Source organism: Pseudidiomarina donghaiensis, assembly GCF_900116895.1.
GTDB classification, from domain to species: Bacteria; Pseudomonadota; Gammaproteobacteria; order Enterobacterales; family Alteromonadaceae; genus Pseudidiomarina; species Pseudidiomarina donghaiensis.
Map to the genome: position 1 here is coordinate 42805 of NZ_FPCF01000003.1, position 13229 is coordinate 56033.

The 13229-nt window shown below is 47.1% G+C and carries 12 protein-coding genes; 6 read left to right on the forward strand and 6 right to left on the reverse strand.

Annotated elements, in window-relative coordinates; translation table 11 throughout:
- Nucleotides 1-48 precede the first annotated feature (48 nt).
- The 3 genes from BM334_RS07300 to djlA are packed head-to-tail and all read left to right on the forward strand — an operon-like array spanning nt 49 to nt 2578.
- Nucleotides 49-1104: an aminoglycoside phosphotransferase family protein gene (locus BM334_RS07300; protein WP_241970945.1), complete on the forward strand. Its 1056-nt coding sequence runs from the start codon at nt 49-51 to the stop codon at nt 1102-1104.
- Nucleotides 1104-1781, forward strand: coding sequence for an N-acetylmuramate alpha-1-phosphate uridylyltransferase MurU (gene murU, locus BM334_RS07305; protein ID WP_092840173.1), 678 nt, complete (start codon nt 1104-1106; stop codon nt 1779-1781). The genes BM334_RS07300 and murU overlap by 1 nt, the downstream gene beginning before the upstream one ends.
- On the forward strand, nt 1778-2578 hold the full coding sequence (gene djlA, locus BM334_RS07310) for a co-chaperone DjlA (RefSeq protein ID WP_092840176.1): 801 nt from the start codon (nt 1778-1780) through the stop codon (nt 2576-2578). The genes murU and djlA overlap by 4 nt, the downstream gene beginning before the upstream one ends.
- Here djlA and BM334_RS07315 read toward each other — a convergent pair.
- Both BM334_RS07315 and BM334_RS07320 read right to left on the reverse strand, forming a co-directional pair.
- The gene (locus BM334_RS07315; RefSeq protein ID WP_092840179.1) at nt 2556-3212 is read right to left on the reverse strand and encodes a pseudouridine synthase; all 657 of its coding nucleotides are present in this window, start codon (nt 3210-3212) and stop codon (nt 2556-2558) included. The two genes, djlA and BM334_RS07315, sit on opposite strands and share 23 nt — an antisense overlap.
- The gene (locus tag BM334_RS07320; RefSeq protein WP_241970946.1) at nt 3209-5887 is read right to left on the reverse strand and encodes an SNF2-related protein; all 2679 of its coding nucleotides are present in this window, start codon (nt 5885-5887) and stop codon (nt 3209-3211) included. The genes BM334_RS07315 and BM334_RS07320 overlap by 4 nt, the downstream gene beginning before the upstream one ends.
- 157 nt (nt 5888-6044) lie before the next feature.
- Here BM334_RS07320 and BM334_RS07325 point away from each other — a divergent pair, with 157 nt between their 5' ends.
- Nucleotides 6045-7430 carry a PhoH family protein gene (locus BM334_RS07325; RefSeq protein WP_092840183.1) on the forward strand — a complete coding sequence of 462 codons (1386 nt, stop codon included), beginning with the start codon at nt 6045-6047 and terminating at the stop codon, nt 7428-7430.
- Nucleotides 7431-7451: 21 nt separating this feature from the next.
- Here BM334_RS07325 and ruvX read toward each other — a convergent pair whose 3' ends face one another.
- From ruvX to BM334_RS07345, 4 genes are read right to left on the reverse strand one after another with little or no spacing between them, the layout of a single operon-like run.
- Nucleotides 7452-7862 (reverse strand): Holliday junction resolvase RuvX, encoded by a 411-nt coding sequence (gene ruvX / locus BM334_RS07330; RefSeq protein ID WP_092840186.1) that lies wholly within the window; start codon nt 7860-7862, stop codon nt 7452-7454.
- On the reverse strand, nt 7859-8425 hold the full coding sequence (locus BM334_RS07335; RefSeq protein ID WP_092840189.1) for a YqgE/AlgH family protein: 567 nt from the start codon (nt 8423-8425) through the stop codon (nt 7859-7861). The genes ruvX and BM334_RS07335 overlap by 4 nt, the downstream gene beginning before the upstream one ends.
- Nucleotides 8425-9372, reverse strand: a complete 948-nt coding sequence (gene gshB, locus BM334_RS07340; RefSeq protein ID WP_092840192.1) for a glutathione synthase — start codon at nt 9370-9372, stop codon at nt 8425-8427. Before gshB ends, BM334_RS07335 begins: the two co-directional genes overlap by 1 nt.
- A 9-nt stretch (nt 9373-9381) precedes the next feature.
- On the reverse strand, nt 9382-10122 hold the full coding sequence (locus BM334_RS07345) for a 16S rRNA (uracil(1498)-N(3))-methyltransferase (protein ID WP_092840195.1): 741 nt from the start codon (nt 10120-10122) through the stop codon (nt 9382-9384).
- 145 nt (nt 10123-10267) lie between these two features.
- On the opposite strand from BM334_RS07345, the gene BM334_RS07350 reads away from it, so the two are divergent.
- Both BM334_RS07350 and BM334_RS07355 read left to right on the forward strand, forming a co-directional pair.
- A complete protein-coding gene (locus tag BM334_RS07350; RefSeq protein WP_092840198.1) occupies nt 10268-12109 on the forward strand; it encodes a M1 family metallopeptidase in 1842 nt (613 codons plus the stop codon).
- Between the two features lie 54 nt (nt 12110-12163).
- Entirely contained in the window at nt 12164-13219 is a 1056-nt protein-coding gene (locus BM334_RS07355; protein WP_092840202.1) for an NAD(P)-dependent alcohol dehydrogenase, read from the forward strand.
- Nucleotides 13220-13229: the final 10 nt, after the last annotated feature.

Below are 13229 nucleotides of genomic sequence, written 5' to 3' on the forward strand. Positions count from 1 at the left end.
GCCGCCATTTGCTAAACTGGGCTTTTTTCACCAGTATGCAAACCAATAATGCCAAAAGTTAAGGTAAACAGGTTAATACGAGCAAGCCGTGAGGGCAACGTGAACGAACAACGAGAACTGCAATTACAAGCTTGGTGTGAAGCTATTACAGGTTATCGACAACAGCGCTTACAAAGCGTGTCTGGTGACGCAAGCTTTCGCCGTTACTTCCGCACTAGCGATGGTCATCGCAGTCTTATTGCGGTTGATGCGCCGCCCCCACAAGAATCGCTACAGCCTTTTATGGCGGTCGCTGAAGCTTATGCTGAAGCCGGCGTTAAGGTGCCGAAAATTATTGCCGCTGACGAAAAAAACGGTTTTATGTTGTTAACTGATCTTGGCTCTACTTTGTTGCTGAGCGAGCTAACCGAAAACACCATGTTGAATTGGTATCAACAGGCCTTGACTGACTTGCCGAAGCTAATGCAAGTAACAGCAACCAGCCAGGGGTCGCTTCCTGCGTATGACGAGGCTTTGTTGCGCCGCGAGTTGCACTTGTTTCACGAGTGGTTAGTTGCCAAGTATTTAAAGCTCGACATTAGTGAAGCTGAACAGGCCTTGTGGAATCAGGTTTGTGACACCTTGGTGCAGAATGCGTTAGAGCAGCCACAAGTAGGCGTTCATCGTGATTTTCATGCACGTAATATTATGGTGCTGGCTGATAGCCAACTGGCATACATAGATTTTCAAGATGCCGTCGTTGGGCCAATAACTTATGACGCGGTGAGCTTATTGAAAGACTGCTATGTACGTTGGCCGGAAGCTCAAGTTGAAGAGTTGGCGATTGGTTTTTTGAACGTTTTAAAACAGCAAAACTTGGTTTCTACACAAATCACAACTGAGCAATGGATGCGCTGGTTCGACTTAATGGGAATGCAGCGTCACACTAAAGCTGCAGGTATTTTTTCTCGTTTGTATTTGCGTGATGGGAAAGCAGGATATTTACAAGATATTCCGCGCACGCTTGGTTATTTATATGATGTTGCGGGGCGCTACCCGGAGTTCGAAGATTATCGAGTTTGGTTAGTAGAGCGCATTCAACCAGCGCTGCAGGGGCGTATGTAATGCGTGCAATGATTTTAGCCGCTGGCCGAGGTGAGCGCATGCGTCCATTGACGGATGTGACACCAAAGCCTTTGTTACCGGTCAATGGCAAGCCTTTACTGGTGTATCACCTTGAGAAATTAGCCCAGCAAGACGTCACTGATGTGGTTATTAATCATGCTTGGTTAGGCCAACAAATTGAGGCTACGTTAGGTGACGGAAGTCAATTCGGGTTGCGAATAAAATACTCAAGTGAACCTACTGGTGGGCTTGAAACTGCTGGCGGTATTATCCGAGCTTTACCCTTGTTGGGGGAGGAGCCTTTTTGGGTTATCAACGGCGATATATTTACCAACTTGGATTTTGCTGAGTTACCGCGGGAACTTGCGCCTGGAAAGCTTGCACATTTGCTGATGACAGAAAACCCAGGCCATAATCAAGCGGGTGACTTTTCCCTCAACAATGGTCAACTTATACCTGCCCAAAGTGGGCAAAAAACATATACGTACACTGGTATGGGGTTGTTTTCGCCCACATTATTCTCCATGTATAAGCCGGGACAAGAGCAATTTGTGCGTTTAAGACCAATACTTGATAACGCCATTGCGCAGGGGCAAGTTGCAGCGTCATTATTTACTGCTGCATGGACAGATGTTGGTACACCACAACGCCTTCAACAATTACAGGAGCACCCATGATCTGGGGGAAAATTCTCGGTGGCTTTTTTGGCTTTCTATTCGCCCGTTTTGTCGGTCTTTTATTGGGCCTGATGATTGGCCATTGGTTTGATCGAGCACTTAGCCGAGCCATGCACCAAGGCGCTGATCAGCCACAGCAATTTGTTAGCACGCTATTCGCGGTGCTTGGGCATTTAGCAAAGTCGAAAGGGCGAGTTACTGAACAAGATATTAATTATGTGACTCGGTTAATGGACCACTTGCGCTTAAGTGAGTCAGCACGAGCTGAAGCACAAGAGAGTTTTCGGCAAGGCAAAGAGCCTAATTTTCCGCTGGTCGAAAGGGTACAAAAATTACGCTCCCAGCTTGCATGGCGCCGTGATTTATTGCAGTTTTTTCTTGAGCAAGTACTTACCATTGCGCTGCATGACGGCCAAGTAGAGCAAAGTGAGTATGAGGTTTTACTGCGAGTTACAGAAGCGCTAGGATTTCGCCGAGCACAACTCGATATTCTGCTGCAGATGGCTCAAGCAAGTCAGCGCTTTGGCGGTGGCTACTCTGCTGGCGGACAGTCATCGGGCGGACGACAAGCGCCGCCAAGCAGAAACCAGCTTGATGACGCATATGCTGTATTGGGTGTAGCGCGTTCGGCGAGCTTTTCTGAGGTGAAAAAAGCATACCGAAAATTGATGAATAAACACCACCCAGACAAGCTTGCGGCCCAAGGGCTTCCGCCGGAAATGCGAGAGTCAGCCCAAGTGAAAGCTCAGCAAATACAGGCTGCCTACGAACTCATTAAAAGTCAGCAGAGCAACTAAATGATAGTGGCTGTTGGTTGATTGGCTGGTTAAATGCCAGATATTCGGCATGCAGTAATAGTCGCGGCGCCGCTGCGAAAGCAACAGGCGGGGCATAAAATTTATCACCCAAAATAGCGCATCCGACAGCCTGCATGTGAACCCGTAGCTGATGTGAGCGACCGGTGTAAGGTGTTAAAGCGACTATGGCGCCATGTTGGTGCTGTCCCGTAACCTCATACAAGGTTCGGGCTGCTTTCCCTAAGTTTAAATCCACCATTTGCCGTGGACGATTCGGCCAATCACAACGCAGCGCCAAGTTAATCTCACCCTTTGTTGATGGTGGTTGTCCCCACACATGGGCGCGATAACGTTTACCCACTAAACGCTGCTCAAATTGTCTTTGCAGTGCCGCTTGAGCTTGCTTGTGGCGGGCAAAAACCATGACCCCCGATGTTGCCATATCTAGCCGGTGCACCACCCGTAAGTCGGGTAGCACACGCTCTAATCGAGACCACGCAGAATCTCTATGTTCGGGGGCTTTTCCCGGTACGCTTAACAAGCCGCTTTGCTTATTAATCACGACAATATCCGCGTCTGCGTAGATGATGCTAATAAAGGGCTGCAGCGGTGGTTCATAGCTTAATAGTGTCATGCTGGAATATTCACAATTAAGCGCACCGAATCTAACTGCAATAGAGGAGATTTAAACGCCTGTTGTAATTCAGCTTTACGTAATTCAATAGCATCAAGTTCGGTTTGCCGCACCATTGGGTTGCGCTGCTTCAATTTTTCAAGGCGCGCGAACTGCTGATTAAGTTGTTGTTGCATTTTTTCTAGTGCTTGGTTAGTTACCACTTGCTGCTGTTGTTCAGCTGAATGCCACGCTTGCTGGATAGCCTGCTGACACTCACGCCGCAGTTGCTTGACCAGTAGTCTGCCCTGTTTTTTGTCAATAAACTGCAACTGTGAATCGAGAGCGTTTGCGGCTACTTTATCGGTTAAGTCGCGACCTTGGCTATCAAGCAAAACCCGGAAGGTTTGGCGTGGATAAAATTCGTTAGCCACCAACTGTTTTGGGGCCATCACTAAGCTACTAAACGTTAATTCAATAAACCAAGCACCAGCAGGCAGCGCACGGTTTTTTAAAATACCTAGAGCGGTACAGCCGTACGTGTCAAAACTAAGAAGTTCAAGCGCTTGTTGAACAAATGGATGATCCCAAGTTAGGTAGGCGACGTCTTCGTGAGTTAAAGCATGCTCACGAGAGAAAGTCACAGTAATACCTTCGTCAGCCAAACCTGCAACCGGTACACGCATTTGATCGGACGGCCTCAACCAACCGCTGTACTCATCAAGTCGATCGTAATCAACGCCAAATCTTGCCCAGAATGACTCCATGAAAGATTGTAACTCGTCAGCTTTTTCATTGAGTCGAATATGTTCCAACAAGGCTTCAATCTGATGTGGGCGAAATGCATTCAGCTCTTGCAGTCTATCGCGACCGGCTTCCACGCTATCTCTGAGCTCCGCCGCTGCTATTTCGGTGTCGCTAACTAACTGGGCTAATTCAAGCTCGTCAAGTTGGCCAATTTCGTTGACATCGATAAGCTCATGTACGCGTTCGGCAAATTGCCGGAATATGCTTTCACCAATGGCATTCGTTTGCGTAAATGCCTGCATCGCTTGGTACCAAGCAAACAGAACCTGTTCTGCGGTATTTTCAACCACCGGTACATGGATGAAAATATCGGCTTGTTGACCTATACGGTCGAGGCGCCCGATACGCTGTTCAAGCAAGTCTGGGTGATGCGGCAAATCAAATAAAATAAGGTGTTGCGAAAACTGGAAATTGCGGCCTTCACTACCAATTTCTGAGCATAATAAAATTGGGCAGCCATCTTCGGGGCTCGCAAAATAGGCGGCCGCGCGGTCACGTTCCAAGAGGCTTAGCCCTTCATGAAATACAGCCGCATGAACACCTTGCTGTACACGCAGCATTTCGTGTAACGCAAGTACGGTTTCGGTATGGCGACAAATAAGCACAAGCTTGTCATTTTTGTGTTGTTTTAGCAGCTCGACAAGCCAGTTAAATCGTACTGCAAGGGAATCACCGGCCGGCAACTCATAATTGCACAAGTGGCGGGTTGGAAAGCCACCGATGTGAGCTCGGCTATTTCGAAACATAACGCGGCCAGTGCCGTAGTTATCGAGCAGTTCATCAAGCTCAGCCGTTTTTCTAGCTTGCGCTAAAGCTTCTGCTTGTGGCGCCAGTTCGCGGTAGTTGGCTTGCTCCTCGGTAAAGCGCTCAAAACTATTAAAACGATCTGGGTCCAGTAATTGTAGCCGTGAAAAATGTGCGGCAATGCCGGCCTGCTCTGGTGTTGCCGTCAGCATCAGTAAACTTGAAACATGCTCGGTAAGCCGTTTCAGCACTTGAAAACGCTTGTCTTCAGGGGCAACTTGATGGGCTTCATCAATGACTAATAAATCCCATTCCACTTCGAATAACTCACCGGACCACATTGGATGTGAAAGCAGTGACTGCGGCACCAATACTAACTGTTCGCTGGCAAACACAGCACCGCCATCAATTGCAGCTTGTTCGCAGCGTTCAATATCAAACAAGCTAAATTGCAAATTAAAACGTCGTAACAGTTCGACCAGCCATTGATGCGCGAGGCTGTCGGGCACAACAACCAAAATGCGTTCGCTGCGACCTGTAAGTAGACGACGGTGCATAATCAAGCCCGCTTCAATGGTTTTCCCTAAACCAACTTCGTCCGCCAAAAGCACACGTGGTTGATGACGATCAGCAACCGTTGCGGCAATATAGAGTTGATGGGGTAGTAGCTCTGCCCGCGCACCCATGAGGCCTGCAGCTGGATTTCCTTGCCACGTTTGTAAATGGCGCTGCGCGCGTAACCGTAGGTTATACATATCGAGACGGTCAAGTTTACCGGCTAAAATACGAGTTAACGGTTGATTGGTTGCGACTTGCGCTGCTAACTGTGACTCGGGTACAAGTACCTTCTCTTCATTATCTTCACGAATACCATGATAGGTAAGTACACCACTGTCATCGTCTACCTGAGTTACACGAAAAGACCAGCCATCGCCGTGTTGGCCCACTTCGTCAACAAATAGTTGATAGCGAGCTAATGGTGCTTCGCTGATAGCGTATTGGCGCATTTCTCCGGTAACCGGAAATAACACCGAAACCATACGGCCTTGAAGCTGAGTAACCATACCCAACCCTTGCTCCATTTCGGTTTCACTTAACCAGCGTTGCCCCGGAATAAATTGCATTGCGTTTACTTTCGCTACCATTCAATAAGACCTTTACAGCATAGTCGATAAAAAGGGCGCACATGGTAGCGAAAAATATTTCAATATTCACACCATTTTCATAAAAGTTGGGCTAGTCTTAATAATTAGTAGCGCGTTATCACAATCAATAAAATATCAACGTAGCTTGAGGTCCCGCATGACTGAAACCACACCGAAGTATTATCTGCTTGATACCAACATCTTACTGCACGAACCCCTCGCATTTTTGAATTTTGAAGAACATAACGTCGTAATTCCGATGGTTGTTTTAGAAGAGCTCGATAACATAAAAGACCGACACAAAGATGTCAGTCGTGAAGCTCGATTAGCCATACGCTCATTGGAAGACGCTTTAAAAGATGCAACCCCCGACGAAATTCTTGCCGGCGTGCCTTTAGCAAACATGCATGGCGCGCATCATGCACAGGGAACATTAGCGATTTATCCCGATTATCAGCTTAAGCAACAAGATGCCGTGCTGAACCTATCAGAAAACGATCATCGAATTATTCAATCCGCACTCGAAATTCAGAAGAAATATAGCGACACAAAAGTAGTGCTGGTGACCAAAGACATCAACATGCGACTGAAAGCCAAGGGGGCTGGGGTTAAGCACGTTGAAGATTATCGTACCGACCAACTTATTGACGATATTAAATATTTGTCCAAGGGGTTTGTTGAAATTGAGGGTGACTTCTGGACTAATGTCGGTGATGTGACAAGCGCTCAAGAAGGCCGCGAAACCTTTCATGAAATTGCGCGAGAGATATTACCTACTGTATTTCGAAATCAATATATTATTGATGACAGCGAGCATTTTGCCGCCAAAGTTGTTGGTTACGATCAACACCATGTGCGGCTGCACGATATTGGCTTTGAACGAATGATGAGCTATCGGGCGTGGGGCATTCAACCAAAAAATATTTATCAAGCCATGGCAATGAACGCGTTGCTAGACCCCGCTATAGATTTAGTTATTTTGACGGGGCCCGCCGGTAGCGGTAAAACCCTACTAGCACTCGCTGCTGCACTTGAGTTGGTTATTGAGCAGGGAATATATGAAAAAATTATTGTGACCCGCAACACGCCTGAAATAGCCGAGTCTATTGGTTACTTGCCCGGTACCGAAGAAGAGAAAATGGCACCTTGGTTAGCCGCAATTACAGACTCGCTTGAAGTGCTTCACAAGCATGATGAAAGCATGGAATCTAGCCTAAATTACATCATGAACAAGGCGAATATTCAGTTTAAGTCGCTCAACTTTATGCGTGGCCGCAGTATTCAAAATGCCATTGTTATTCTTGACGAGTCACAAAACCTAACTGCTTCGCAATTAAAAACGATTATTACCCGTTGTGGTACCGGTACTAAAATAATTTGTTCAGGCAACTTAGCGCAAATTGATAGTTATTATCTAACAGCGGTAACTTCCGGTTTAACTTATATTGTAGAGCGTTTTAAAGACTACCCAGGTAGTGCAACGGTCAATTTGAACGGTGTCGTAAGAAGTTCGCTGGCGCAATATGCCGAAGAAAATTTGTAACCGGTATAGGTGTGGTTGGGCTTAAATTTGGCTTAAGTAATCTTCAACAATGAGTTGTGCGGCGGCACTATCAATTTTGCCTTTTTGCAATTGCTTGTAACCGCCGCGACTAAACAAGTCCTCTTTGGCCGCTACCGTGGTTAAGCGCTCGTCTTGCAAAACTACCTGCACGCCGAACCGACCATGCACTCTGTTAGCAAATTTGCGAGCTAAGTCAGTAAGGGGTTGGTCAGTACCATCCATATTCAAAGGAAGCCCAACAACAACGATATCGGGCTGCCATTCCGCGAATAATTTTGCGACTAAATCCCAGTTGGGTTGGCCATCTTTGGCTTTTAAGGCCGGCAGCGGTGAGGCTGTGCCGGTTAGTGATTGCCCGACCGCAACACCAATGCTGTGTGTGCCAAAGTCAAAGCCGATTACTTGACTCATGCATGACCTACGTCTGGGCCAAGTTGCCACGTTTGAATACCTAACTTTTTCACTGCTTTTTGCCAGCGTTCGTTGCTAGGTGTATGAAAAAGAATGTCATTGTCGGCAGGAATAGTTAGCCAGCTATTTTCAGCTAGTTCTCGCTCTAATTGACCAGCTTCCCAACCCGCATAACCTAGGGTTAAAAGATAATCGTTTGGTTTATTGCCTTGGCCAAGAGCCTCAAGAATATCTTTTGATGTGGTTATTGTCACGTCATCACTGAGTTTGACAGAGCTGCGCCATATATGATCATTCGAATGCAGCACAAAGCCCCGATCACGTGCCAACGGGCCGCCAGAATAAACCGGAGTATCTAGACCTCGGGTTTCATCGGGTATAACGATTTCCAGTTTTTCGAGCAAGTCTTCAACATTTAGTTCTACCGGTTGATTGATAATCAACCCCATGGCTCCTTCGTTATTGTGCTCACAAATATAGGTCACTGTGCGCGCAAAATAAGGATCATCCATGCTCGGCATGGCAATCAAAAAGTGATTTTGTAGACTACTTAATGTTTCCATCAACACAAACCCAATTGTCTTTCTACGGCTTCAAAAACTTTAGCGGCTATATTGATATCATATGCGGCCTCTATTTCGCGCATGCAAGTAGGGCTAGTGACATTAATTTCGGTCACCCGGTCACCAATAACATCTAATCCGACAATGGTAAGGCCGCGACGTTTTAATTCTGGGCCCACCTGACGCGCTAGTTCCCAATCGCTTTCGCTTAAAGGTTGAGGGCGACCACTGCCGCCAGCAGCAAGGTTACCACGAGTTTCGCCGGCCGAAGGAACACGAGCTAATGCATAGGGCATCGGTTCACCGTCAATAATTAAAATGCGTTTATCGCCGTCTTTAATTTCAGGCAAATAACGCTGCACCATCGCGAAGCGCTGGCCATGTTCGGTTAAGGTTTCAATAATAACACCAAGGTTGGTGCCGTCTTCGCGAACACGGAATATTGACGCGCCGCCCATACCGTCAAGTGGCTTTAGAATAATATCCTGATGCTCGGCATGAAACGCTCGAATTTGTTCAGCTCGACGCGTCACAATGGTCGCAGGAGTAAGCTCAGGGAACCAAGCAGTGAACAGTTTTTCATTACAGTCGCGCAGACTTTGTGGCTTGTTGACCACTAAAGCACCACGACGCTCTGCAAGTTCCAAAATATGGGTTGCGTAGACAAACTCAGTATCAAATGGCGGGTCTTTGCGCATCATAATTACATCAAATGAGCCAAGTGACATCTCAGTCGGCTCGCCTAATGTATAAAAATCTGTGGCCTGGTCGACGACTTGCAGCGAGCGCGCGTTAGCCATTGGTTCACTGGCCACAATGGATAAGTCATTCATGGTTAAATAGTACAACTCATAATTACGCGCCTGCGCTTCGAGCAACAAGCGAAAACTTGTGTCTTTATAGGTTTTTACCGACTCAATCGGGTCCATAATCATGGCAAGTTTCATCGAATATCCTTAGGCAAGGTCGCCAAATTGGTATTGAATAACGCTGAGTGCAGTTAGCGCCGCTGTTTCAGTTCTTAAAATACGTGGGCCCAAACGTACTGGCAAAAACTCATGTGACGCTGTTGCCTGAACTTCAGTTTCGGTTAAGCCGCCTTCGGGGCCAATAAACAAGGTGACCTGCTGCGGGCTATCCGCTAAATCACGTAGCGGCTTCGCAGCATAGGGGTCAAGAGTCAGTTTTAGCCCAGACGGTGCGCCAGCAGTAAGCCACTGCTGTAAATGCATCGGCGTGTGCACCTGAGGCACCACACTGCGGCCACTCTGCTCACACGCGGCAATGACGATTTTTTGCCATTGTTGTTGCTTTTTAAGCAACCGCTCGCCCGTTAACTTAACCCCGCAGCGTTCGGTAAATAACGGCGTAATTTCAGTAACGCCAAGTTCAACTGACTTTTGCAATACAAAGTCCATCCGCTCGCCACGTGAAATACCCTGTGCTAAGTGAATAGCTAAAGGTGCCTCAGATTGGTTCGTTGCAACGTGCTCAATAGTCACTGTTACCGAGCGCTTTGTTGCTTCAACAATGGTTGCGGCATAATTGTTGCCGTCACCATTAAATAGTTCGAGCTGCTGCCCAGCTGTCATACGTAAGACACGGCCAACATGATTTGCGGCATCTTCAGAAAGATGGATGTTTGCACCGATCTGCCACGGTTGACCGGCAGCCTCATAAATACGTGGAACTCGCATTTGCAGCGGATTTCCTTATGCTGTTCACCAAGAGTATGTCGCATCTTACCACCGCTAAAGTCTATTTGGCATCTGCAAAACATTTGATTTTGTCGAACATCCGTCCGATCATGAGCGACAGCAAGCTCACAAGGAGAAATTATCAATGTCCGTATTGCGAAAGCTTTTTACCAGTGTTATCGGGGTGACCCTCTGGCTAGCTACGGGGGTAGCCAAGGCGGAAGATGTGCACAGTTATGCGCGCCTGAACGAAGTTTCAACGCCACACCTTGAGTTGGCTCTTGACGTTGACTTTGCCAACCGAAAATTACAAGGCCATGCAACCTACACGTTACAACGTCATGATGACAGCACCCAAGTGTATTTGGACACCAGTCATTTGACGATAAAACGGACAGAGCTGTGGCTTAACGAGCAATGGCAGCCGACTAAATTCACGTTAGGCGATGTGCACCCAAGTTTAGGCAGTGAGCTAATTGTTGATATCGGCAGTGTAGCTAAAAAACTACGCATTCATTATGAAACTGTACCTAGCGCAAGTGGCTTGCAGTGGCTTACGCCGGAGCAAACAGCGGGTAAAAAACATCCATTTATGTTCAGTCAATCACAGCCGATACATGCACGGAGCTGGATTCCAATACAGGATACGCCAGCGCTGCGTTTGACATATAACGCGACAGTGACAACTCCCAAGGGGCTGTTGGCAGTCATGAGTGCTGATAATAGCCTCAGTGATAATCGCGATGGCGAATATCAGTTCAGTATGCCGCAAGCCATTCCGCCATATTTGATTGCCATAGCAGCGGGTGATCTCGCAATAAAATCAATCAGTGATAACGTTGCTGTGTTTGCTGAGCAATACATCCTTGATGATGCGGCGTGGGAGTTTGCGGATACTCCTCGCATGATTGAAGTCACCGAAGCTATGTATGGTCCTTATCGCTGGGACCGTTATGACCTGCTTATTCTGCCGCCTAGCTTTCCATTCGGTGGCATGGAAAACCCACGTTTATCTTTTATTACGCCGACAGTAGTTTCTGGCGACCGCAGTTTGATTAATCTCATTGCGCATGAATTGGCACATTCTTGGTCGGGTAATTTAGTTACTAACGCGAGCTGGCGCGACTTGTGGATCAACGAGGGGTTCACTAGCTACGTTGAAAATCGCATTATGGAGGCGTTGTTTGGAAAAGAACGCGCACAAATGGAGTTTGCTTTAGGCTATCAAGACCTCTTGGACAATTTAGAACGCCTTGAACCGAACGATACCGTACTCAATATTCAGCTAGGAACGCGTCATCCAGATGATGTTTTCTCACAAGTTCCATATGTCAAAGGCCAGTTGTTTTTAGCTTATTTAGAAAACAAGTTTGGTCGCGACGTATTCGATAAGTTCTTACGTAAATACTTTGACGATTTTGCGTTTCAAAGTATTTCCACGGACCAATTTAAGATTTACTTGCAGCGTGAACTGCTGTCCCAAAAACCAGATGTTGTGAGCATGAGCAAAATTAACGAATGGTTGCACGAGCCCGGTTTACCAGCCGATGCGCCGAAGCCAACCTCGGATGCTTTTGCAAAAGTTGAGCAGCAAACCCAGCGCTGGTTAAAGGGCGCTCAGTTGCAAACTGAGCAATGGACCACACATGAATGGTTGCATTTTATCAATAATTTACCGTTAGATATTTCAGCTGAAAATATGGCGCGGTTAGATCGTGAGTTTGGCTTGACTGACATTCAGAATAGCGAAATTGCACACGCCTGGTTGAAATTATCGATTGTGAAAAAATATGAACCAGCACGCGACCGGTTGCGTAACTACTTGCTAACCATTGGTCGTAATAAATTAGTGAGTCCGTTGTACCGAGAGTTGGCCAAAACACCAGATAATTTAAAATGGGCTCGTGAGGTTTACGAACAAGCAAAACCTGGGTATCACCCACTGACACAAACGGTCAATGAGGCTTTGTTATACTCAGAACATTAATTGCGACCAGTTAATGCGAACACATTTTTAGCGCGACTAAAAGGGGAGTACGTTATGCCAAAAGCAATTGGATACGCCGCGCAAGCAGCGGATAAACCGTTACAGTATTTTGAGTTTGATCGCCGTGAACCCACAGCAAGCGATGTTGAAATTGAAATTTTATACTGTGGAGTTTGTCACTCTGACTTGCACCAAGCTCGTAACGAATGGGGCGGCACGGTGTTTCCATGTGTTCCTGGCCACGAAATTGTGGGTAAAGTAACTCGTGTTGGAAGCAATGTTAGCAAGTACAAAGTGGGCGACACCGTGGGTGTTGGCTGCATGGTTGACTCCTGCCGTACCTGTGCGAACTGTGAAGACGGTTATGAGCAGTACTGCGACAATGGCTTTGTTGGAACTTACAACGGTGAAGACAAACATTCTGGTGGCGTCACCTTCGGTGGCTATTCAAATCGCATTACCGTGACCGAAGACTTTGTTCTAAAAGTATCAGACAAGCTTGACTTAGCTGGCGTTGCGCCATTGCTTTGTGCCGGTATTACCACCTACTCACCGCTACGCCATTGGGGCGTGACCAAGGGGCATAAAGTTGGCGTGGTAGGCCTTGGTGGTCTTGGCCATATGGCGGTGAAGTTAGCTAAAGCGATGGGCGCAGAAGTGGTGTTATTCACCACGTCGCCAAGTAAAGTGGACGATGCAAAACGCCTTGGCGCTGATCATGTCGTGATTTCAAAAGACGAAGAGCAAATGAAAACGTGGCGCAATAGCCTCGACTTTATTTTGAACACGGTGGCCGCACCCCATGACCTTGATGCCTATTTAAGTTTACTGCGTTTGAATGGCACCATGACTTTAGTTGGTGTGCCGGCTGAGTCACACCCATCGCCCGCAGTGTATAACTTGATTGCGAAACGTCGGAGCCTTGCCGGCTCGCTGATTGGTGGCATTGCCGAAACTCAGGAAATGCTCGACTTCTGTGCTGAGCACGGCATTACTTCGGACATTGAAATGATTGCCATGGATGACATTAATGACGCGTACGAACGGATGCTAAAAAGCGATGTGAAATATCGTTTTGTCATTGATATGGCAACACTAAAACAGAAATAAAGACTTTTAG